16 protein-coding genes and 3 pseudogenes are annotated in these 21,884 nt (G+C 61.3%); 11 read left to right on the top strand and 8 right to left on the bottom strand.

The genetic code is table 11. The features are described 5' to 3' along the window. The first annotated feature begins 62 nt into the window (after positions 1 to 62). The 3 genes from OKW43_RS38595 (at position 63) to OKW43_RS38585 (ending at position 5,248) form a co-directional block, all read left to right on the top strand. The gene (locus tag OKW43_RS38595; RefSeq protein ID WP_429453872.1) at positions 63 to 1,904 is read left to right on the top strand and encodes a hypothetical protein; all 1,842 of its coding nucleotides are present in this window, start codon (positions 63 to 65) and stop codon (positions 1,902 to 1,904) included. Continuing rightward, the gene (locus OKW43_RS38590) at positions 1,904 to 3,370 is read left to right on the top strand and encodes an ATP-binding protein (protein WP_429453870.1); all 1,467 of its coding nucleotides are present in this window, start codon (positions 1,904 to 1,906) and stop codon (positions 3,368 to 3,370) included. Before OKW43_RS38595 ends, OKW43_RS38590 begins: the two co-directional genes overlap by 1 nt. Before the next feature lie 81 nt (positions 3,371 to 3,451). Beyond that, on the top strand, positions 3,452 to 5,248 hold the full coding sequence (locus OKW43_RS38585) for a TniQ family protein (RefSeq protein WP_429453868.1): 1,797 nt from the start codon (positions 3,452 to 3,454) through the stop codon (positions 5,246 to 5,248). Between the two features lie 274 nt (positions 5,249 to 5,522). On the opposite strand, the gene OKW43_RS38580 is transcribed toward OKW43_RS38585, so the two are convergent. Continuing rightward, positions 5,523 to 6,905, bottom strand: a complete 1,383-nt coding sequence (locus OKW43_RS38580; RefSeq protein WP_429453866.1) for an FAD-dependent oxidoreductase — start codon at positions 6,903 to 6,905, stop codon at positions 5,523 to 5,525. Positions 6,906 to 7,022: 117 nt separating this feature from the next. Between OKW43_RS38580 and OKW43_RS38575 the strand changes: the two genes are divergently transcribed. Then, on the top strand, positions 7,023 to 8,573 hold the full coding sequence (locus OKW43_RS38575) for an alpha/beta fold hydrolase (RefSeq protein ID WP_429453864.1): 1,551 nt from the start codon (positions 7,023 to 7,025) through the stop codon (positions 8,571 to 8,573). 329 nt (positions 8,574 to 8,902) lie between these two features. Here OKW43_RS38575 and OKW43_RS38570 read toward each other — a convergent pair. The 5 genes and pseudogenes from OKW43_RS38570 to OKW43_RS38550 all read right to left on the bottom strand — a co-directional run. Further along, a pseudogene (locus tag OKW43_RS38570) lies at positions 8,903 to 9,148 on the bottom strand (hypothetical protein); the annotation flags it as partial. A gap of 622 nt (positions 9,149 to 9,770) precedes the next feature. Further along, positions 9,771 to 10,637 (bottom strand): alpha/beta fold hydrolase, encoded by an 867-nt coding sequence (locus OKW43_RS38565; protein ID WP_429453862.1) that lies wholly within the window; start codon positions 10,635 to 10,637, stop codon positions 9,771 to 9,773. A 225-nt stretch (positions 10,638 to 10,862) separates the two neighbouring features. Beyond that, the gene (locus OKW43_RS38560) at positions 10,863 to 11,000 is read right to left on the bottom strand and encodes a DUF3563 family protein (protein ID WP_429444182.1); all 138 of its coding nucleotides are present in this window, start codon (positions 10,998 to 11,000) and stop codon (positions 10,863 to 10,865) included. A gap of 314 nt (positions 11,001 to 11,314) precedes the next feature. Next, a complete protein-coding gene (locus OKW43_RS38555) occupies positions 11,315 to 12,148 on the bottom strand; it encodes a class I SAM-dependent methyltransferase (protein WP_429453860.1) in 834 nt (277 codons plus the stop codon). A 151-nt stretch (positions 12,149 to 12,299) separates the two neighbouring features. Beyond that, positions 12,300 to 12,521 carry a hypothetical protein gene (locus OKW43_RS38550; protein ID WP_429453858.1) on the bottom strand — a complete coding sequence of 74 codons (222 nt, stop codon included), beginning with the start codon at positions 12,519 to 12,521 and terminating at the stop codon, positions 12,300 to 12,302. A 235-nt stretch (positions 12,522 to 12,756) separates the two neighbouring features. Between OKW43_RS38550 and OKW43_RS38545 the strand changes: the two genes are divergently transcribed. Next, positions 12,757 to 13,788, top strand: coding sequence for an AraC family transcriptional regulator (locus OKW43_RS38545; RefSeq protein ID WP_429453856.1), 1,032 nt, complete (start codon positions 12,757 to 12,759; stop codon positions 13,786 to 13,788). 131 nt (positions 13,789 to 13,919) lie between these two features. Here the strand turns inward: OKW43_RS38545 and OKW43_RS38540 are convergent, their stop codons facing one another. Continuing rightward, a complete protein-coding gene (locus tag OKW43_RS38540) occupies positions 13,920 to 14,777 on the bottom strand; it encodes an IS630 family transposase (RefSeq protein WP_429453854.1) in 858 nt (285 codons plus the stop codon). Further along, positions 14,752 to 14,946: pseudogene (locus tag OKW43_RS38535) on the bottom strand (helix-turn-helix domain-containing protein); the annotation flags it as partial. The gene OKW43_RS38540 and the pseudogene OKW43_RS38535, both read right to left, overlap by 26 nt. 1,045 nt (positions 14,947 to 15,991) lie before the next feature. Here OKW43_RS38535 and OKW43_RS38530 point away from each other — a divergent pair. The 6 genes and pseudogenes from OKW43_RS38530 to OKW43_RS38505 all read left to right on the top strand — a co-directional run bounded on the left by OKW43_RS38530 (position 15,992) and on the right by OKW43_RS38505 (position 21,765). Further along, positions 15,992 to 16,520: pseudogene (locus OKW43_RS38530) on the top strand (hypothetical protein). A 555-nt stretch (positions 16,521 to 17,075) separates the two neighbouring features. Next, positions 17,076 to 18,782 carry a sialidase family protein gene (locus OKW43_RS38525; protein WP_429453852.1) on the top strand — a complete coding sequence of 569 codons (1,707 nt, stop codon included), beginning with the start codon at positions 17,076 to 17,078 and terminating at the stop codon, positions 18,780 to 18,782. A gap of 10 nt (positions 18,783 to 18,792) precedes the next feature. Continuing rightward, a complete protein-coding gene (locus OKW43_RS38520; protein ID WP_187638246.1) occupies positions 18,793 to 19,050 on the top strand; it encodes a hypothetical protein in 258 nt (85 codons plus the stop codon). Between the two features lie 21 nt (positions 19,051 to 19,071). Continuing rightward, a complete protein-coding gene (locus OKW43_RS38515) occupies positions 19,072 to 19,413 on the top strand; it encodes a hypothetical protein (protein WP_187638245.1) in 342 nt (113 codons plus the stop codon). 398 nt (positions 19,414 to 19,811) lie between these two features. Beyond that, a complete protein-coding gene (locus OKW43_RS38510) occupies positions 19,812 to 20,501 on the top strand; it encodes a response regulator transcription factor (RefSeq protein ID WP_429453849.1) in 690 nt (229 codons plus the stop codon). Beyond that, positions 20,485 to 21,765 carry a sensor histidine kinase gene (locus tag OKW43_RS38505; RefSeq protein WP_187638243.1) on the top strand — a complete coding sequence of 427 codons (1,281 nt, stop codon included), beginning with the start codon at positions 20,485 to 20,487 and terminating at the stop codon, positions 21,763 to 21,765. The genes OKW43_RS38510 and OKW43_RS38505 overlap by 17 nt, the downstream gene beginning before the upstream one ends. Positions 21,766 to 21,884: the final 119 nt, after the last annotated feature.

Genomic DNA, 21,884 nt, shown 5'->3' with positions numbered 1-21,884 from the left:
TAAAGCCTCTCGTCACCGGCGAGGACGCCGGGCTGATCTTCGACGAGGGCTATCGCTGGAAGATGCTGACGCTGCGGGCAGCCGAAGTCAACGTCACCGTCGCCTACCTGTACCGCGTGCTACAGCGATACTGGCAGTTCGGGCAAATCCCCAATGCGCTGCTCCCTGCCTATTCAAACAGCGGTGGCGCTGGCAAGGTGCGGGCATCAGTCGAGGGCAGCAAACGCGGGCGACCGCGAAAGGTGCTGGCCGCAGGGCACGACCCGGGCGCCGTCGGCGTCAATGTCACCCCCAACGACCTTAAATTCATCGCACTGTCCGTGAAGGTCTTTCATCTCCGGCGTGGCATGACGCTGAAGGAAAGCTATGACGAGATGGTGCTGCACCACTATTCGACGCGCGATCTGTTCGACGGCGAAGTCCGCAAGATCCCGTTTCCCTCGAACCGGCTGATCCAGCTCCCCACGTACCGCTACTGGGCCGCCAGGCTGATGGCCGACATGAGCCTTCAGCGGGAATTACTCGATGACCTGCTATGGCGCAAGCGACTCCGTGGTCGCGCAGGTCGTGCCCGGGATACGACGATCGGGCCCGCCGATATTTTCGAGATTGATGCAACGGTCGGAAACTTCTATCTGGTTTCGGAATTCCATCGCAATCACCTCATCGGCCGACCCGTGATTTACTTCGTGGTCGACCGTCGCTCAACGATGATCGTCGGGCTGCACGTCGGCCTGATCGGGCCGTCGTGGAATGCGGCGCGCATGGCGTTGCACTGCGCATTCAGCGACAAGGTGAGCTTCTGTGCACAGTATGGCATCACGATCCGTCCCGAAGACTGGCCGGCGCAGGAACTGTGCAATCTGATTGTTGCCGACAATGCTGAACTGCTAAGCCGGCATGCCGAGAAATCCCTGCAGAACCTGCTGCATATCGACTGCAACATCAATCCCGTTGGCCTGCCGGTCGCCAAGGGCACGGTCGAGAACAAGTTCGCCACGGTCAACGAGTCGGTGGCATGGGTGCCCGGCGCCTGGAAAGCGCGAGCGCTCGAACACGATGCGCGCAATGATCTCGATCTGCGCTGGGACGCCACCCTGACGCTTCGGGAATTCACCCAGGTGCTCATCGACGAAGTTCTCTATCACAACAATGCGATCGCGGTCCCGGATTTCCTCACCAAGGAAATGATCCAGGCCGGGGTGAAGCCCTATCGACGCGACATCTATCTTTGGGGCCTCGAACATGAGTCCGGCGAACGTGCTCGCCATTCCGATCCGGAGGCGCTCTACCGGTGCCTGTTGCCATCCCGACGCTGCTCGATCACCGAGAGCGGCCTGAAAGTCGACGACATGTATTACCTGCCTGAAGGAGGTAGCCATGAGTTGCTGCTCGCGCAGGCGAAGCGGTCACGCCGGTCAGTCACCATCCATTATGACGACAACTGCACGGATTTCGTCCATGTCATTGATCCGACCATGGGCAAATGGTCTCGCTGGCAGTTGAACACGTCGTCGTCGGCGCGCTACGCCCGGTTGCGGTTCGAGGACATGCTGGAGGTCCATGCATCGCTTCAGTTTGCGGCGCACGACGCTGCCGACCATGAGAATGTACAAAAGGCTGTCAGGAAGCAGAAGCAGCAAGCCATTGTGGCGGGCGCGAAGTCAGCAAAACGCAAGGCGCCGCGCCCTCCGACCCAAAGGGAATACCTGAATTCCACCAAAACCAACCGGCAGAGGGAAGTGGCGATGCAGAACGTCCTGCTGTCGACGGAGTCATCCACCCTGCAGAGTCTCGCAGAGCGTGAGCGCGAGGCCGCCACAAAGCACCGCGGCGAGATGCGCTCACGGCGCAACAAGGTTGTTGCCATGCGGCGATCAATGCCCAAACCGGGGAAAGCCTGATGTCGCGCGCACCGCTGATGCAGGCTATCTACCGACCCACCGGCGTGATTGCCTACGAAGGGAATCCGTTGATCGAGGCACTGCCGCCGATCTGTTCGACGGCCGATATTGCGTCGATGATCGAGTGGCTGCCTCCAGCACCGCAGGACGCCGATCGCAAGACGCCCGCCGAGTTGCGTATCCACTCGTTGCCGTCGATCAGAAAGCTCGTCTATCTGTTGCCCGAATATGGGCTGTACAGTTCGATCTTTTCCGTTGTGCTGCGCGAAGGTTACACGACGCGCAACCCGGTGCGAACCGAAACCTGGCAGCATCTTCACTACGTCAACAGCGGCGGAAAAGACGCGTATGGCGCTCCAGAGCCGGCGGCGCACAGATCATCTGGCATCCTGTTCTCCGGCCTGAGCGGAACCGGTAAATCAACGTTCATCAACCGGCTGCTGCAAACGTATCCGCAGGTTATCCAGCATACGCGGTACAACGACCAGCAGTTCATTCATCCCCAGCTCGTCTGGATCAAGATCGACTGTCCGCACAACGGTTCATTGTCCGGTCTGGCACTGCGGTTCTTCACGGCTGTCGACAAGGCGCTCGGCACCTCTTACGCGCGCAACAATTTTCCGGCAAGCGGTCGTTCGCCGAAGCTCGCCATGCTCCTTGAGGAGATGGCCGCGGTTGCCGCAAACCATTTTCTTGGCGTGCTGATCATCGACGAACTCCAGAATCTCAGCCGCGCGAAGACACAGGGCGATGAAGGGTTCCTGACGTTCCTGAGCAGCATGGTCGAACAGATCGGCATCCCGATCATCGGCATCGGAACGCCCGGTGTCACGAAGGTCTTTCGCAAGACGCTGCAGGATGCGCGTCGTGCAGCGGCGATGGGCTACTACGAATTCCAGCGCTTTGCCGAAGACGAAGACGCGTGGGCCGATTTCGTTAGAACGGTTACACAATACAACTGGACCGATCACGCCATTCCGGATGATTCCGCCTTCAGGGCCGCGCTCTACTATCACACGCATGGGATTACGGCGATCGTTATCGCACTTTTCATCCTCGCCCAGTTTCGCTGCCTCGCAGCCGGTGAACCGCTGACAACCGATACGCTAGACAGTGTGTCGCTGGGCGAGCTTGCCCCCCTTCAGGCCGCACTGCGCGTACTTCGGTCAGGCAGCGCCGATGGCATGCACGAGTTCGATGATCTTGCCACCGACAAGGCTTGGGCAGAGGCAGTTGAAAACCTTGACCGTGCGGTTCTGGATTTTGTAACGACGCGAAAACCGCGTAAGTCGTCAAAGCGCGGCGCGAAGAATACGGGTCCCCGAAAAGGTCAGTCGCAACCATCGGACGATCCCCGCGATCTGCGGAATCTGGAAGCCACACGGAACCTGCACGAGCAACTGCGCGAACGCGGCCTGACCCCGGTCAACATTTTCGCGATGGGTAAGGATGCCGCCGACGATTAGCCACGCTGTACGCTTCAACGAAACGCGGATCGAGGTGCCCGTGAATCGTGTTCACCCGTCAATCACAGCCGTTTCCCGCACATGACCTCCGGTTCGAACCTGCTCCTCTTCCCCGCGTCACTGCCCGATGAAGCACTTGTCTCCCGCGTGAGCCGCTATCACATTCTCACGCGCAACCGCAAAACCCGCGACAGCTTCATGCAGCTGTTCGGCAAGCCGCGCACAGCGCTCACCGACATTGTACCGCCCGACATCCCGTGTCTGGCATTGCGCCTGCCGGGCGACAGTAGCGATAACCTCGAACGGCTGCTCAACGACAATACGATGTTTCCGCTCGCCACGCTTTTCAACAGTTGGACGCCGCCGACGGACTGGCTCGGCGCCGCAGCCACACCGGCCACGATACGGCGGCGTACACTTGGCCTCGCAGGCCTGACAAAGATATGCGAACACTGCCTGCGGGAAGATTTCAACACCCACGGATCGACTTATATTCACCGTGCACATCAGGCACCGGGCGTGATCTGCTGCTGGAGACACGGGACGTCATTGATCGAGCGGTGCCCGGAGTGTTCCTGCCCGTTCGAGCAACCGCGGGAACTCCTTGAGGTTCCCTGGAAGCCATGCCCGTGCGGCTATCGCTTGGGTAGTGACGTAGATCCCATAGACGAGGCGACCGTAGGGGGAGACGCCGCGCGGGGCTATGCCGTCTTCGTCAGGGATCTATTGCTCGCGGCCCCGGGCTCGTATTCCGCGTCGGTAATCGCCTCGACGTGCCGGAAAAAGCTGGTGGAACTGGGCCTTTCCCGTGGACAACGGGGAATCGACCGTCACGCAGCCGCAACGTTGCTGGAAGACTACTACGGTTCAGACCTGCTCGGGCAGATGGACCCCGCCTACGCCGCAGGCAAACGCGATCAATGGTTTCGCATGGGAAGCAGAAGCGGCACGCCGGATGTCCCCCTCAACCGCCATCTACTCACCGCGCATTTCCTGTTCGTCGGCGCAGGCCGGTTTGTTCAGACGCTCGACACGGCCGCCGCGGAAGCCCTCATGCCAACGCGGGCCACCCTGGACCTTGCAGGCGACGCTCGGAAGCCGAATGACAAGGTGAGTCGCGCGGTGGGCGAACTGCGTCGGACGCTGGAGGAAAATCCGCGCTATACCTTGGAAGACCTGTGGAGCCGGTATCGGGGCACGCTTACACGCCTGCTGAAATGGGACCGAAAGGCTTTCGCCCAAATTCGCGACCTTGCACAGAAGTCGCGCAGCAGGCAACCAGTCGCCGCGCGGGTGATTTCGCCACATCGGCTTGATGGCGAGAGGGCCGACCAGCTTCGACAGGCCGCGCTAAGACTCTATGCCAGCACCGATCGGCCGGCGAGAATCTCGAAGTACAGCATCGGGCGAGCCGCAAATCTCGCCCATGTGGTGTCCTCGCGCGCCGCTTACCCGCAATGCAACAAAGTCCTCGACGGGTTCGCTGAGACCCAGTGGCATTTCTATGCCCGGCGATATCTGTGGACGCTCGCGCATCTTCCGGATGCGGCGTCGGCATCAGAAGTCCGGCAGCAGGCCGGCATCTGGCACTACAAGTTCGTTGAACTGGACGCGTACTTTCGGGCGCGCTCACTCACGCAGGTAACGCACCTTCGCGAAGGTCAGATCATCGTGCTCCTGCGCGGTCACGGTATCGACCTGAAATGGGAAGGCCCCTGCCCGGACAAGACATTTGCAAGGCCAGGGCGCGCTTACGTCAAGAAGTGCACCGGGACCACCACTCGCCATGCCGCAGGGCCGAGTTCGAACAATGTGCCGACGCCTGTAGATATGGCCGCCGTGGTACTCGAACGAGCGCGTTGCGCCTCTGCTGGATGACCGGGGCCGACCCGTTGCTGCCATTCAGGTCGCCGCGACGACTACGGCCGTTCTCGAGGTCCAACGGCCATTCGCTCGCCCGGGATTGCCTTTCGCTTTTCGGCCGTTGCCAACATTCAAGAATTGGCCATGAAGTGGTGGCAAGAAGCCGTCTTCCGGACGTTCGCCGGACCCGCTGCTATGAACGTTCGGTTTCGAAGGCTGCGGATATCGTGTGCGCCGTCGTGGCCAGCGCGCTTCAGGCGCCTGCGCCGGTCAACACCGTGAAGCCCGGTCACGACGACGAATTTTTCGGCGTCGCTGCTTCGATTGCAGGCGAGGGAGCCGGTAGCGCAGACCTCCAGTTGCCCTGCCAGATCCGCCAGGCAATCGCAGGACTGAGAAGAGACACCGGCGGCATCATCAGGTTTACAACCTTCAGAAATGCCGTCGACAGCGTGCTATCGCGCGTCGCGGCACGATGAAGCTTGCCGATGTACCAGTTGATGAAACGCAGCATCGGCGGGCGCGCACCCTTGACTTGCGGATGGCGGAGGTCGTTGCCAACCGCGATGCCCCACGGAATGTCGACGATCTTCGCGGCCGCCCTGAAGAATCGCCGCGCAAGATCGTTCGAGCCCGCGCGCAGGCACTGTTGCAGCGTCAGCGCCTCCTGCGCCGCGACCGTCATGCCCTGCCCGTAGACCGGGTTGAAGCTGCACATGGCGTCACCGAAAACCAGGTAGTGCTCAGGGAAGCGCGCAAGCTTCTCGTACCGCCGGCGCAGGCTGGAGACGTAGCGGTAGCGCTTGTAATCGGTTAGCGGCTCCGCTCTTGCGACAACGTCGTGAATCTCCATGGTCGGCAGCGTCGCCAGATACGCGAGAAAGCCTTGATCGTCGTCGGGTGCGTCATCGCCAAGAAAACCGCCGGCACTGACGGTCCAGCTGTCGCGCTCCTGCGCGAGCATGACGCCGTTCCGCCAGTTCGGCCCGCTACCGGCGACAACTATGCCCAGCTTACCGTCAAGATCAGTCGGCCGACGTCGATAGGTACGGGTCATGTAGCCGATCCCGATTTCGACCTTCTCGCTGGCGGGAGCTTGGTAGCCGATCTCTTCAAGCCACGCCGCACTGGTTGAGCCGCGGCCAGTCGCATCAACGACAAGGTCCGCGTCGACGGTCTCTTCTGGCTTGCCTTCGACACGTGCACGCACACCGGTCACGCTCTTGCGAGCGGGATCGATGGCAAGACCCAGCACCCCGCAATTCTCTACGGCGCGCACGTTCGGCAATCCCAGGAGTCGTCGGCGCAGATGGCCTTCGAGCACGGGACGACTCGCAAGTAGGCCGATCAGATTGCTCTTGCCATTAGCAAGCGTAACGTTGCGACCTATCCAGGTCACATCGTTGGCTACATCGCCAAGCAACCCGCCGCTTTGCGCGACGACCTCGTCGTTATAGCCTGGGAAGAATTCCTCGAGTACCGCGCTGCCGCGCGCAAGAAGCCCATGGGTGTGGCGACCCTGCGGGACGCCCTTGCGCGGAGTGTCTGGTGCCGGAAACGCATCGCGTTCGAGCACGGTGACTGTGGTATAGAAATCCGCTAGTGCGCGGGCGGCCAACAGCCCACCCATGCTCGCGCCGATCACGATCGCATGCTCACCCAGGTTCTTCATGGCAATCCTCCAGTTCAATCCGTCGCGATGAGTCCAGCGACCATCGTCTGCAGGGAATGGTAGGATTGCCTCGTCCCCTGAGCGTCCCCTGGACGCCGTCATTGAGGGTCGCTCGCCATGGCTCTGTTCAGCGTGCGGACGCTTGGATTTCCGGAGATCCGTCGGGACGACCGGCCGTGCCAGCTAGCCTTGCGCAAAGGCCTGGCCCTGTTGGCCTACCTGGCCGAAGCGGAGGGCTCAGTCGGGCGCGACGTCCTTGCCACCATGTTGTGGCCGGAAGGCTGTGAAGAGGTTGTACGGGCGCGCCTGCGGCGTCTGTTGCACCGCCTGCAGCTCACGCTCGGCGACGACGTTCTCACTACCGACCGGTTGACGGTTCGATGGTCGGAAGCGATCGCAGTGGAGGTGGATTCTCAGCTGTTCGAGCAAGCCTGCGACCGCAGCGAGTTCGAGCGGGCGTGCCGCCATTATCCCGGCGACTTTCTCGAAGGTTTTTCGCCCGGCGATTGCCCGCAGTTCGACGAGTGGGCTTTCTTCCGTCGTGAGGCCTTGCGGGGCCGGGCGATCCAGGCGCTCGAGCGAGTGGTGCACGACAAGAATGCGGCCGGCGACTACGCGGTCGCGGCCGCGCACGCCGGCCGTCTTGTTGAGTTCGATCCGCTCAGCGAAGTGTACGGTCGGCATCTCATCCGCAATCTCCTGCTCGCAGGAGACCGGACAACGGCCGAGCGCCACCTTGAGGCCCTGACGCAGCGCCTTCGCAATGAGCTCGACGTGGCCCCCGAAATCGAGACCCGCGCGCTGATGAATGCCGGAGCAACGTCGCCCATCGAGGACTCGCCGTCGACGCGCTACGTCCGCAGTGGCGGCGTCCATCTCGCGTACCAGACCTACGGCGCCGGCCGCCTCGACGTTCTGGTGCTGCCCGGTTTTGTATCACACGTCGAGCGGGTTTGGGAGGAGCCCCGGTGCCGCGCGTTCCTGTCTTCTCTCGCCGGGATGGGCCGTCTCATCCTGCTCGATCGTCGCGGCGTCGGGCTTTCCGACCGGGTCGGGTTCAATCCCAACGTCGACGCGACCGCGCAGGATATCGGCACCGTGCTAGACGCCGCCGGCAGCCAAAGGGTCGTGTTGTTCGGCGCGTCAGAGGGTGGGCCAGCGTGTATCAAGTTTGCCGTTGATCACCCCAACCGCGTTGCCGGCCTCATTCTGTTCGCCTCGTTGGCGAAGGGAACCACAACGCACGACTATCCCCACGCACTTCAGGCGAGTCAGTATGACATGTGGCTGCAGCAGCTCATCGCAGTCTGGGGCGGCCCAGCAGGCATCGAGACATTCGCGCCGAGCCTGTCTGGCGATCCTCAGGCGAGAGCCTGGTGGGCAGGCTTGCTCCGGGCCGCGTCGAGCCCGGGAGCCATCAAGGGCGTGCTCGAGGCGTTGCGCGATATGGATGTGCGGCATCTCTTGGGCCGTATTTCCACTCCGACGCTGGTGCTCCACCGCCACGACGACCGCGCCGTTCGCATCGGCGCCGGCCGGCATCTCGCAAGCCACATCGCGCAGGCGCGATTCATCGAACTCGACGGCGTCGATCACTGGCCCTTCGCGGGCGATCAGCAACCCGTCCTGGACAACATCAAGCAATTTGTCGACAGTCTCGCTGCGTAACTGCGAACAGGAGGTGCGGCACAAGAGGCCATCTCGGGCAGAGTGCGATTCAGAGGAATTCCCCGCCTCGCGCGCGGTAATGATCCGATATTCCTGAACCGGCCATTCGAGTGCCCATCGCACGCTTCATGGCGAATGGCTGGTGATGAGCCGAACAGAGACCGATCGTTGATCGACGTCCCACGCTATCTTTCGATAACGATCATGCCCGTTTCTCCAGATAGGCATCGATCAGCGCGACCAGTCGACCTCGCCCCCGCCCCGCGATTGACCGTGTTGCGGGAGACCGCCATGGATGCGGGTGGTCATTGCGTACGAACGGCCCGATGACCTTTCTGCACCAGCTGACGGTAAAGTCCATAGCCGCACGGGCCCGCCTCGTAGACGATGCGGATGTGCCGCGCCTTCGATTGCAGGCGCTTGCACAGGCGGTCAATATCCGTCTTCGTCGTACCAATCTTGCCGAGCAGTTCGACCTCGCCCACGCCCAGCGCATAGGCAACCGTGATCGATTCCTTGTGAACGTCGAGCCCTATCTTCGCTGCCCGGGTTTCAATCTCTTCCCAGGAAGCCATGTCTGCTCCGACACGCAGAAAGGACGCGCTAGCAGCATTAAAGGACATGAAACCCACGCTAGCAACGTTAGTGGACAACGTGCCTCTCAGTTGTTGTATCGCTAGAACACCGTGAAATCGCTATTCTCTCGTCTGTCCGGCCGGGATTTACGACGTTTTATGCAAAATTCGGCGCTAGCAGAATCAACGACACGGCTAGCGCCAATTGTGAACACCAACAGCAAGGCTCGCAGACACATTCGATCACTGGAAAAAACGCGCGACCAGTTGACATTCTAAAGCAGCACGGGCGGCCTTTAACGGGAGCCTCCCGGCGTCGGCCTGCGTGACATATTCGCCTATGCCTTCGACGATCCCCGGCTCGATCATGCACACGACGGGCACATGCTGCCGGCGCTGTCGTATCTGTCGGAAGTGCATTCGTTCGGCGCGCTGCTTCCCAAACAGGTTTCAGATTCCTTCGCAACTCCGAAGGTCCCATCGGGGGCATCAGGGTCCACGATGAACCTGCGGAATCGAACTTTTTTACATGGCTTGGCCAATTGCGGTCATGCGCATAGCACTAATCCCCGCCCCCATAGCGGAGCTTCGAGTCCCGAGCCCCTCCTGCGATCGACTAGAGTTAGACCCGTTCGAGAAATCGCGCGATGACATCATTCACCAGGTCCGGATGCGTAATTGGACCCATATGGCCAAGATTCTCGAACTCCACGACTTCGACTCGCGGCAGCGCAGCCGTAAGAAGCCGTGCTACACCTTGAGCCGAGGGCGTCGAGCGCTTGCCAACCATGTAGAGGACCGGAATATTGAGCGACCGGAATGCCGTCAATGGTGTGGGCTCGGTGAACAATGCGTGCGCCCATCTACGCACATTTATCACCGACGCGACGATTGAAGACTTGCGTAGTTCTGGAGTCTGCTTCCAGCTACCCGTTCCCATCCAGTAGTCAATGAACCGCTCGGCGGCGGCATCCTGGTGTCCCGCGTCGAGGGCGACGCTTGCATCAGCTACTGCGTTGCGGATTCCCTCGGCCTCGTTCGGCGCAGGCGTCTGTGCGTCGATGAGCGAGAACAGTGTTGGTTCGTACAGGGCCATTGCATGTACACGACGGGGATTGGCCAGCGCCGTGACAAACGCCACTGCGGCGCCGTACGAATGACCGATCAGCGCCAGCGGTGAACCGGCTCTGGAGAGAACCGGCTCAATGAGTTCCACTTCATCGCGAAGGCTAATGACCCGGTCCGAAGGCCATTGTGGACTTTTGCCGGCACCATAAGAGTCGGGAGCAAAAACGTGGAATTGTGGCGCCAGCCGATCAATCAGGGCCCGCCACTGCCCGGAGGTGCTTGCGTTCGAGTGTAAGCATACGACGCCCGGGCCAACTCCTGCTTCACGGAAATATGGCTCAGGCTGACTAGCCGCGTTGTCTGGCGTGGCGGGAACCGGCGGCCGTTTCGTTGACGGCGTGCATGCAGCGGGCGTAGTCATGTTTCGTTATCCTTAAAACAAGTGGAAGGTCAGATGCAGTCGTATCGACCGCACCCATTATTCGCTGAGCACGCGTGCGATGCATCACCGGTCGCCGGCTCATACTTGCTCGCGCATCCCGAGTCGTTGGCAGACTGGATTGAACGTCTGCCGCGCAACATGTCGGCCGTCGGTCGTGGTACGGCCAGGAGCTGTCGCTGGTCCTGCTACGGCCTTGTTGTTTCGCTAGCCGTTGGTCTCGATCGAGCGCATGCGGCGTTCCAAGTCGCATATATCGACCGAGGACTCGAGATATGCGTCACGGCGACTATGTTCAGCGCGTTCAAGCAAGTTGCGGAACGTCTTGGCAAGGAATGCAAGCATGGTCTACTCCAGTAGCTCGGTTCCGGTCTCGGTGGCGGCTGCCGCAGACTTCGGGTAACTACACAATTTGACCGCCGAACTTCCGCATCGACCATGCGGCTCTTTTCAAAGCCTTAGCTGATGGCCGTGTTGGCCTCCTCTGACGATGCGAGGGAAAAGTGTCGTCTGTTCACTCACGCTTTTTAGCAATAGTTCGGGCACCACAGACAGAACGTGTCGACTGTTTGCGTGGCCGATAGGCGCCGTTAATCCCGTTCGGAGCCATTCGAACGGTCGGCACATACGGTAAGGCCGTTCGCGACGACAGCGCGGCATCACTTCCGGTCGATCACCACCTCGAGATACTCGCTCGGCAGCACCAACGTACCGTCGCCCGAACGATTGTGGCTTCCCATGAGAGTCAGCAAGTCCTGGGTGAAGCCAGCTTGCCTCTCGGCATCGAGCGCGCCGAATGTCTTGTTCAACGGGCCGTAGTAGGCGCGGAACACTTCGATCCAGTGTGCCGGCGAGAGGTAGCGAAAGGCGAACTCGCGGCGGGTCGTGCGGATTTCCTGCGCGGTTTCGCCGAAGAGTTCTTCGAGTCTTGCCTTCGTGCCCCACAGTGCCGGCGATTTGACGCCCGGCGCGGGGGGCACGTACTTGCCGATCGTCTTGAACAGTTGTCCGATGAAGCTCTCCGGCGCCCAGTTCGAAAGGCCGATCCTGCCACCGGGCTTGCACACGCGCGCGAGTTCGCCGGCGGCTTTGTCCTGGTCCGGAGTGAACATCACACCGAAGGTGGACATCACGACATTGAACGACGCGTCGGGAAACGGCAAGTTTTCGGCGTCAGCCTCCTGGAACTGGATCGTGTGGCCTTCGGCCTCCGCGCGCATCCGCCCGGATTCGAGCAGTGAGGACACGTAGTCGGTGGAGGTCACGTCGCACCAGCGACGCGCGGCGGCGAGGGTGGCATTGCCGTTACCGGCCGCGACATCGAGCACGCGGCTGCCTGCGCGCAGATCGAGTGCTTCGCACAACTGCTCACCGACGATCTGCAGGGTGGTTCCCACGACAGCATAGTTGCCTGTGGACCAGGCGGCTTGCTGGCGGGTCTTGACTGCGGCGAGATCGACAGCGGGTGAGGAAATGGATGCGAGTGCGGACATGACTGTACTCCTGGTGGTTTTGGACGGGAACCTGCTTTTCGTACGGCAGCGCGGTACCTTTGTCTGTCTTGCTGGCTATGGCCTGCAAAGAAGAGCCGGCAGGACGGCGACTGGGGCCGCTCGGATAATGGCGCTTGATGCGTCAAATGGGCTATTCGGCTGCCGTGATACCCGAGCCACCCATTTCTTTCGAAACGTCCTTCATCTTCGGCAGGCCGTCCTTCATTCGAAGTTTCGTCTGCTGATAGTGGACATGGACGCCGGCGTCGTAAGGGAAGTCTTGAATAGCCGCTGCATAGATGTCCGTTGACAGGTCCCGCCGACCAGCTCCGATATGAACCGCAATGGCAATAGCCCAGTGGGGCTGGCTCACCAATGACCGTGAATCGAACCGCGCCAGAAAAGCAACCGCCTTTGTAAGTGCTCTCGTTACTCATGATGTGTCGTCTTGGTGGTTTGCATTGAATCTTCCGCTTCCGTCGTCGAAACCCTGAAAGGCGTTTGTTATGCGATCACGTGGGTGCTAGTATCAGCTCGTAGGTCATATCGATGAATGACCAGGCGTCCAGATCTCTTGTGTAGGACGCCGGGATTAGCGGACGCTGTTAATGGATGCCCTTTCCGACGTCCTTCGGGTTGTGCGGCTAAGCGGTGCCGTGTACCTCAACGGAGACTTCACTACACCTTGGTGCCTGTTTGGCCAGGCGGATGCGGCCCTCTGCGCCGCCTTCCTGCCAGGATCAGAACGCGTGGTTTCGTACCATCTGATCACCGAAGGCAGTTGTTCAGCGCGACTGGCAGATGACCCCGGCTCGGCTATTCACCTCAATGCTGGCGAACTGCTGGTGGTGCCACAGGGCGAACCACATATTTTCGGAAGCGCATTAGACCTTTCTCCTGCGCTCGCGGGCCCACTTCTGGCCATTCAGTTGGAGACGGCACCAGGCCAGGTGATGACACTCTCCTATGGCGGGGGCGGGCCACCAACGCGTGTGGTGTGCGGCTTTCTGGCCTGCGACGGTACGTTGGGGAACCCGTTGCTGTCCTCGCTGCCGCGGCTCTTCAAGATCGATATGCGCAACGATCCTCAATCGGCATGGCTTGAATCATCACTTCGATTCGCTGTCGCCGAAGCGGCGCAGTGGCGCGCTGGCAGTGCGATTGTCCTTGCCAGGTTATCCGAACTACTCTTTGTCGAGGCGGTGCGCCGCTGTATCGATACGTTGCCCGCAGACCGGAAGGGATGGCTAGCGGGCGTGCGCGATCGCTTTGTCGGGCCTGCGCTATCGATGCTTCACGCTCAGCCAGCACACTCCTGGACCGTTGATGAACTCGCGCGAAAAGTGGGGTTATCACGCTCGGCGTTAGCGAAACGGTTCACTGACCTGTTAGGACAGCCCCCAATGCAGTACTTGGCGCGGTGGCGCCTGCAACTCGCCTCGCATGAACTCCTGATCGGAAGCAAGTCGCTTGCCGCGCTAGCGGAGCAGGTCGGCTACGAGTCGGAGCCGGCGTTCAATCGGGCATTCAAGCGCGAATTCGGGATGCCGCCGGCTGCATGGCGAAAGAGTCATATGGCGCAAATCGATACCGCGTCCGCGAATACGGCGGGACCCATTGGCGAGATGACGTCTGTTTAGCTCGCGAAAATTCGGGCCATTCGTGTGCGCTGGCAGCCGTCAACGCGTGAGAGAGAATAGGCGATATGCGCCAATGACCGCTTCGCTCGCCTTAAGACTTACTAAGCCGAAACAAAGTAACCGGACATGAATCATGCCGCGTAACGAACTGACGGATGCTGAAACATGGATCGGACCAAAGCCGGAATTCTCTGCAACGAGCGCGGAACTGCTCGAACACGCTGCTTAAGATGCCCGGGACCTTTGATAGCAAGCTTGCCGATCTTGTGATGTTTGAGATAACCCCACACGAGCTCATCCGGATTCAGATCCGGCGAGTAAGCAGGCAGGAAGAAAAGACAAAGGCGTCCATCTGATGCTGCGGCAAGCTGGCGGATCGCTTTGCAACGATGAACTGGATGACCATCTGCAATCAGGAAGACGGGGGCATCGGCATTGAGTACCAGTCGCCTGACGAAATCGACGTACGCCGCAATCTTGAAGCTGCCTTCAAAACACATGAAACGGAGTTGACCGCGCGGACTGATCGCCGAGATCAGGTTCACTTTGAAGCGAGCGCCAGTGGTTTCGACTACCGGTGTTTGACCGATCGGTGCCCAGGTCGTGCCGCTGTGATAGTCCGAGCGCACCGTCGATTCGTCGACGAAGAAAATCTGTGCCCCACAGCGTTTGGCCTGCCTGACAATCGCCGGATATTCGTCTCGCATCCATGACTCGACCAGTTCAGGGTCGCGTTGGTAAGCACGCGCCAGCGGCCGCTGCGGTGAAAGTCCGAGCTTCCTGAGCAGCCGGCCGACCGATACCTCAGAGAGCCGGACGTTGAAATGTTCGCGAATCAACTCTCGCACCATGTCTCGCGTCCACAACGCAAACTCGAACTTCATCTGCATTGGATTCTTCGTTGTGACCGTCCGATAGACAAAGCGGATAGCCTCGGACGACAGCTTCGTCGGCCCGGCCCGGAACAGGCTTGGCCCGTAAGGCTTCAATACCTCCTTCGCGCCAGGCCGCCAACCACTCGTAAATACGCGCTCTCGAGAATCCCAATGTCCGGATCACGTCCTCAGGCGACTCGCCAGCTTCGACACGCTTGACCGCGCGAATGCGGATCTCTTCAAGTGTTGCGTGTGAAAGCTGTCGACCGTCGTCCTCGCGCATCACGTCTCTCCTCAAGACCCTTTCTCAAGACCCTTTAAGCTTAGACGATGGCGTCGATTTACGTTCGCCTACTTATGCACTGGTTAGTACATTCCGCACGTCGAGGACACAATTTGGCGCGAATTTCGTCGCTAGTCCGGCTGGCGAAAGGCGTCTTCCGGGACGCCGAGTAGCCCGAGCAGCTGACGCTGCAATTCCGTGAGCGGAACGTCGTAGAATAGCGTGCTTCAGACGTCCGCGCTCCTGCTTGTGGCCGCAAGGGGGCGCGGCCGATGCGGCTACGGTCATTTGGTCAGAATGCAACCTCATAGATCGCCGCTTCATCTTTAAGCCGACGACGCAGATCCACAATTGGGACCTCACAGACGGCGATGCATTTAATATGCATTCCTTATGTTAATTAAAACTATGGCGTCTAGCGCCACAATGCCGCCGCATGAAGCCCCCGATAACAGAGGAACCAAACTGCGTTCGCCCGTCCGGGAAAGCCGGGGGAGAACGCTCATATCGAAAGTTTTAGCGACCGACCGCGCGAATAGGATTTGGTCCAGTACACATTCGTCAGTGTCGACGGCGTCCAGCCTGCGCCGCTGCGCGCGTTGTAGCAGAATAAGAGGTATCTGTGCGAGTTCCCAGCGAAATGGAATGAGTGCTCTGCCTCCTCGCCAACAAACGTCCGGGCACGCGTTGTGCGGCGCCTCTGCGACGGTACACGGCGCATGGAGCCTGCGGACATGAAGTTGAGGAAGAACTGCCTCGCCGCTGCTCTGTCCGCTGCTGCCGCCGCGTTCGTGTCGGCGAGCGCGCAGACGCAGTTTTCAGGGTGTGGTGCAGCCCGAGGTTCCGGCCTCGCAACCGGTGGTGCGCGCCGTTCCTCTTCGCCCTCCCGCGTCCGCTCCACAGCCCACTCAAAAGCCTGCTGAAAAGCCTGCTGAAAAGCCTACTCAAAAGCCGGCTCATAAGCCGGCTCATAAGCCCGTACATAGGCGTGCCCATGAGTCCACTCATAAGGCCGCTCCGCAGCCCACCGTGCAGCCAGCCCCCTATGCTCCCAGCGCCAACGTCGCAGCCCGCGGAGCAGCCAGAGCCAACACCTCAGCCCTATGCACAACCAGTGCCAGCGCCTCAGCCCTACGCGCCACCCGCCGTGCAGCCCGTCGTCAACTGGACGCTGCAGGTAATCCGCGACGGCCAGCAGGTCGACTCATTCGATGGAACGACCGCGGTCGGCCAGGCTCGGACCAACAAGCATCACAAGGTTGTCACGCACAAAGTCGGCTGCAAGGACCAGCCTGCGGGCAGTATCGACCTGCAGCGCACCATCACGGTCTCGCCGCTGCGGGCGGACCCGACCGGGTCGGTTCTCGCAATCGAGGCGCAGGAAACGCTCGAAAGCGATACCCAAAACCTCGGCAGGCTGCAAGCTGCCGCCGCAGCCGATCCTGGTGCATGCGAGCCATCCGGGACTGGTCGTGCCGGAGGGTCAATGGGTCAACTGGCAAATCGTCGGCGAGGATCCTTCACTGCTGTACCGGGTGCGCGCGAGCCTCGCGCCGCCGTCCGCGCAGCCTTGACTGGCAGCCCGGCGAGACCGCACCAGACTGCACTGAAGCACGGCCCACCATCCACTGCTGCCGCAATAGCAGCAATAATGGCCTTGGGCCTCGTACAGTTCCAACAACTCTGCGATCATACCGACGCGAACGTCCGTTACCTGGAGAGTATCGACGTTCGAATGACTAGACCAAATCGCACGCCAGCGGCCGCAGTTGGCCGACTGCCGCCCCTTGCGGCACCAAGACCCGTTCACATATCGGTATCGACGCGAGTGACGTGCGTTAGGCCGACCTGGTTGTTGGGCTCCTCGTCGGCGTCTACGTCGTTCGCGAAGCCTCTGAAATTTGGCGCGACGCTCGAAGCGAACCCCTGCAATCCAGCCGGACTGACTTCTTTAATGCAGTCTACGAAAAGCGTGTGCCGGTCCCACACCGCTCACCAGTTGCAACAGCTTGTTTTCGTGTATTCGTTAAAAAGCGGCAACCCCTTCGCCGTTTACCCGTTGCTGGCCTTCATTAGCAAATGTGCTGGCCGACCCGCGGAAAGGGTTCGCATTGCTCTGGACGCACGCCATGCGCCTCGCTGACGCGCGCCGGTTACGATCGGCCGCTCCGGCAGCGAAGAGAAGCGCTGAACCTGAACCGTTAATCGAAGCGAAACCCAACCGGCGGCCTGGCTGCCTCATGGAGGCCTCGATGTACTGCGATATTCAGGTCACAGTCGATAGCGATCCCCATAACGACCGAAGCGAATCCTGGCTGGCCGTGAACCCCCTCAACCCCTACAACATGGTGGGTTCCTCCAAGCGCTTCGTGAATCCCGCCACCTATGACTTCTCGCTGAGTGCCTACGCGACATTCGACGGCGGCTACACGTGGACCGAGGCACTGCCGCTCGGACTGCTGTCGGATCCTGATCCGAACAAGGTGTGGGCCGGTGTGTCCGATCCGGCCGTCGCGTGGGACAACTTGGGAAACTGCTATATCGTCGCGCTGCCGTTCCCCAGCCCGAGCAGTCCCTACGAGACGCTCGGCATTGCGGTCTACAGGTCGACTGACGGGGGGCGAACCTGGAGCGCGCCGAACTACATTCACCCCAACCCCGGCGACGACAAGCAGTCTGCCGCGGGCGACGGCACGCCGGGCAGCCCTCACTTTGGCAACGTCTATGCCGCCTGGGACAATGGCTCACGCCTCGCCTTCGCACGCACGACCGACCATGGGGCAACCTGGACCGGTGTCGGCGCCCATCCGGTTGGCGCGGGACTGGACACCGTCGTGACGGATTCCTTTTCGCCGGAAGTCACGGTGGCGCGCGACGGCACGGTGTATATCGTGTGGGTCGCCGGGGAAGAGTTCGGCAACACGATCAAATTCGTCATGTCCACCGACGGCGGCCAGAGCTTTTCCGCGCCGCAGGTTGTGGCGAGCGGTATTACCCAGCTCAAATCGCCGCCGTTGCCGGCTCCTGACGGCTTTCCGGAACTACCCGGCGGAACGTTTCGCGTGCTGACGATTGCGTCAGCGTGTTGCGGCGCGGGCAGCAATCTGGTCGTCGCGTGGGCCGATTATCGCGATGGTGTTTCGCGGGTCTACTATCGCAACTCGGGTGACGGCGGCGCCATCTGGCAGGGTCCGGCATCGGGTCAGCCGCTGCTGCCGGCATGGCTTGCCTCAGGAACCGACCAGCATGATTTTCACCCGCAACTCGCGAGCCGCCCCAACGGCGAGATCGCGTGCGCGTTCTATGAATTCGGTCCGAAAGGGGGCGCGCGGCTGATTGACGTGATCCTGGCGACGTCGACCGACAACGGCGCGTCGTTTACGAGTCGCGATACGGTCACGGACCGGCCGTGGGATCCAACTGTAGACGCGCCCCTGTCCCATGGAGCACCGGGCACGACGTTCATCGGCGATTACTTCGGCCTGGCGGGTAGCACCTTGGGTTTCTTCCCGTTCTGGACCGACACGCGCACCGGCATCCAGGAGATCTTCACCGCGAAGCCAATGCAGTTGGGCCCGTGGGTGGGCACACAGTTTACCGGCACGGTCGCTGCCGGTCAGACGCATCGCTGGTACACGTTCAACTGGCCTGCTTGCTGGCACGTGGTCTGGACCGTAGTGCCTACCACACCGCATCCCGGTGCGCCCCAGATCACGTGGCAGGTCCAGGTCGAGCGCGCCTCGGCCAACGAGATCACGTACTGGATCAGCATCACCAACCTCACTGCTGCGCCGGTGAACATCGAGGCACGCTATGTCGTGCTCGCGGCAGACTAAGGAGAGCACCATGATCGTCGGCACGCAATTTACCGGGACAGTGAATCCGAACACGACTCACCGCTGGTATACATTCAACTGGCCCGCCAGCTGGGACGTGGTGTGGACCGTGGTCTCGACATCGCCTCGTCCCGGCGCGCCGCAGGTAGACTGGGACGTCGCAGTCGAGCGGGCATCCGCCGCGGATATCACCTACTGGATCACGATCCGCAACGTCACGTCACAGCCCGTCAATATCGAAGCACGTTATGCGATCATGAACGCATAAAGATCCAACGAGGAGATGACCATGCGTATCACCATCGAAACGGACGAGCCGTCCCAGGGGCTAAAGACCTTCGACCTCTCTACACCGGCCCAGAGCGGCGGTGCCGCGCAGGCGAACTCGGCGCAGAACCGGGCAACGGCGCCCGATGAGCGGATGCATCTGAACGCGGGACGCGCGCCCACCTTCGCTTCACTGGCTCGCGTGGCCGGAGCGCCGCGCCTGGAAGCGGTTCAGTCACCCCATCGCGGCGCGGCAGTCACCGACGCCGGCCCTGCACCACAGGCAGTGCAGCGTGCGGCACGCGCTGCGGAAGAACCGCCTGCCGGCGGCGGAAAGGGCAAGGCCGGACCGAAGCGCAAATGAAAAGCCGGGCGCGGCCGCCGCGTGTCGCTTGCCGTCATCAACACCGTGCGGACGTGGTCGGCGAACCAGGCCATCAGTCCGACCGCCATCAGCGGGCCCAGAAAGGCCCCCACCGTATCCATCGTCTGGCGCAGCCCGAAACGCGCCGCGAATCCTGGGAGGAGAGGGATCGGTGATCCGGGTTCGCGCACCGATGCGACAATGGCTGGCGTTTGGCGCTGGCAGCCCTGCGTTCGAGGCGCTCGCGGACCTCTTCGACGAAGCGGTGTCAATCGCGCAGCCGTCTGCCCCGAAGCGAGACACGGCGCGTCAACGCGCCCACAAAAGACCAATCCCACCGCTAGTTGTCGCGCACCGTCGATCCCAGCGATGAGGAAAAAGCAACACCCCGGAAAGCCATGAAAGTGCTCATTATTGAAGACGACGCAGCCATCGCGACCAACCTCTACGATTATCTGGAGAGCAACGCCTACCAGGTGGACATCGCATCCAATGGCGCGATGGGGCTGCATCTGGCCACGACCCAGCACTGGGATGCGATTCTGCTCGACCTGTCGCTGCCAGGCATGGACGGCCTGACGATCTGTCGCAAGCTGCGCGAAGAAGCGCATCGGGACACGCCGGTCCTGATGCTCACGGCAAAGGACACGCTCGAGGACAAGCTGCACGGGTTTCGGCAAGGCGCGGACGACTACCTCGTCAAGCCGTTTTCACTCAAGGAAGTGGGCGCGCGGCTCGCCGCGCTGATCAAGCGCTACAACGGCCAGGTGACGCAGGCCGAGCTACGGTGCGCGGATGTGCGTTTCGATCTGGCCACGCTCACCGTCGAACGGGCCGGGCGACCGGTCAAGCTCCCACCGAAGTGCCTGTATCTGCTGCGCATCCTGATGCAGTCCCCCAACCGCGTATTAGGTCGCGCCGAACTTGAAACGCAAATCTGGGGCGAGCAGTTGCCCGACAGCGATACGTTGCGCGCGCATGTCTATACGCTGCGGCGCGCGCTCACCGCGCACGGCGAAAACGATCTGATCGATACGGTCCACGGTCTGGGCTACCGTCTCGCGGTGAGCGATGCAAACACGCCGTAGCCTGCGCTTCAAGGTCGCGCTGGTTTTTTCAGCCCTGACGATCCTGTTGCTGGTCGCACAGGCACTCGGCGTGAAGGCACTCGCCGAGGCGCAGGAAGAGCGGCTCATCGGCGCGCTGATCGAAGACGACACAGCAAGCGCGCTGCAGAGCTACCGGACTGACCCGGGCCTCGTGCCGCCGTTCGATCCGCGACTTGGCGGCCACGTTGCGTCGGCCGGCACTGCACGCGTTACGCTCCCCGCTTCGGTCAAGGCTCTACGCAACGGCACGCACGAAATCATCGTGGACGGCCGGGAGATCCACGTCGCGATCGTACCGTTCGGCGATGCGAGGATATACCGGGTCTACGACTTCAGTGCGTACGAGCAGCGTTTCAGGGAGGTCATCAATGCGCTGATGGTCGGCACGGGCATATTCGCGTTGCTTGCGTTCTGGCTTGCATTCGGCCTGTCGGGCCTGCTGGTGCGGCAGGTGGCCGGTTTCGCCCGCGAGGTCAAGGCGTTGAGGCACGGTGGCGCCACGGCCGTGAATCCCGCCCGGTACGACGAAGCAGAGGTGATTGAACTGGCCGAAGTATTCAACGATTACCACCGGCGTATGGCGGAGATGATCGAGCGGGAAAAGGAGTTCACCGGCAATGTCAGCCACGAACTGCGCACGCCGCTCACGGCGATCAAGACCAGCTGCGAGCTCCTCGATCAGGACACGGCCATCAGCGCGAAGTCCAGGACGCGGCTGCAACAGATCGATCGCGCGGCCGACAATATGGTCGAACTGGTCAACGCCTTGCTGCTGCTCGCGCGGGAAGCGTCGCCAGCGGATGTTGGCCCGGTACGCCTCGTCAGCGCCGTAGAGGACGCGCTGGACCCATTTGCCGAGGTTCTGGTTGCCAAAGGTATCGACTCGGTTATTGACGTCGGCAACGGCTTCATCGTCGAGGTCAACCGCTCGGCGCTTGCGATCGTTCTGTCCAATCTGATCGACAACGCTGTCCGGTATACCGACCGCGGTAGCGTCCGTTTCAGCTATATGGACGGCTGGCTGCAGATCGAAGATACGGGTCGCGGCATATCCGGGGAATCCTTGCCCCATGTGTTTGAGCGGCTCTATCAGGCGAGACCTGCACGGGTAGCGAGTCGCGGCTTCGGCATCGGTCTGTCGATCGTGAAGAAGATCTGTGATCGCTATCAATGGTCGATCAAGCTCGACAGTGAGCCCGGCAAAGGCACCCGCGTGTCGCTGCACTTGCCACTGCTCGACTGAAATTTCCCCGACTTCACAAGAACTTGACGTCTTCTTGACGAAAACTTCACACCCCGGCGAGTAGCATCCGCGTCTGTTGTTGCATCGACCCGATGCGACGTCCGCCAGCGCGCCCGAAT

Origin of the sequence: Paraburkholderia sp. WC7.3g (assembly GCF_050436345.1) — a bacterium.
In the GTDB taxonomy this organism is placed as follows: Bacteria; Pseudomonadota; Gammaproteobacteria; order Burkholderiales; family Burkholderiaceae; genus Paraburkholderia; species Paraburkholderia podalyriae.
This window is presented reverse-complemented; position numbering and strand designations above follow the sequence as displayed.

Bases quoted from the DNA above. Each gene is read 5' to 3' on its own strand.
- OKW43_RS38515 (WP_187638245.1), top strand. From the start codon at position 19,072: ATGCGTATCACCATCGAAACGGACGAGCCGTCCCAGGGGCTAAAGACC.
- OKW43_RS38520 (WP_187638246.1), top strand. From the start codon at position 18,793: ATGATCGTCGGCACGCAATTTACCGGGACAGTGAATCCGAACACGACT.
- OKW43_RS38525 (WP_429453852.1), top strand. From the start codon at position 17,076: ATGCGCCTCGCTGACGCGCGCCGGTTACGATCGGCCGCTCCGGCAGCG.
- OKW43_RS38510 (WP_429453849.1), top strand. From the start codon at position 19,812: ATGAAAGTGCTCATTATTGAAGACGACGCAGCCATCGCGACCAACCTC.
- OKW43_RS38545 (WP_429453856.1), top strand. From the start codon at position 12,757: ATGGATGCCCTTTCCGACGTCCTTCGGGTTGTGCGGCTAAGCGGTGCC.
- OKW43_RS38595 (WP_429453872.1), top strand. From the start codon at position 63: ATGCTGACGCTGCGGGCAGCCGAAGTCAACGTCACCGTCGCCTACCTG.
- OKW43_RS38590 (WP_429453870.1), top strand. From the start codon at position 1,904: ATGTCGCGCGCACCGCTGATGCAGGCTATCTACCGACCCACCGGCGTG.
- OKW43_RS38565 (WP_429453862.1), bottom strand. From the start codon at position 10,637: ATGACTACGCCCGCTGCATGCACGCCGTCAACGAAACGGCCGCCGGTT.
- OKW43_RS38580 (WP_429453866.1), bottom strand. From the start codon at position 6,905: ATGAAGAACCTGGGTGAGCATGCGATCGTGATCGGCGCGAGCATGGGT.
- OKW43_RS38560 (WP_429444182.1), bottom strand. From the start codon at position 11,000: ATGCTTGCATTCCTTGCCAAGACGTTCCGCAACTTGCTTGAACGCGCT.
- OKW43_RS38555 (WP_429453860.1), bottom strand. From the start codon at position 12,148: ATGTCCGCACTCGCATCCATTTCCTCACCCGCTGTCGATCTCGCCGCA.
- OKW43_RS38575 (WP_429453864.1), top strand. From the start codon at position 7,023: ATGGCTCTGTTCAGCGTGCGGACGCTTGGATTTCCGGAGATCCGTCGG.
- OKW43_RS38585 (WP_429453868.1), top strand. From the start codon at position 3,452: ATGACCTCCGGTTCGAACCTGCTCCTCTTCCCCGCGTCACTGCCCGAT.
- OKW43_RS38505 (WP_187638243.1), top strand. From the start codon at position 20,485: ATGCAAACACGCCGTAGCCTGCGCTTCAAGGTCGCGCTGGTTTTTTCA.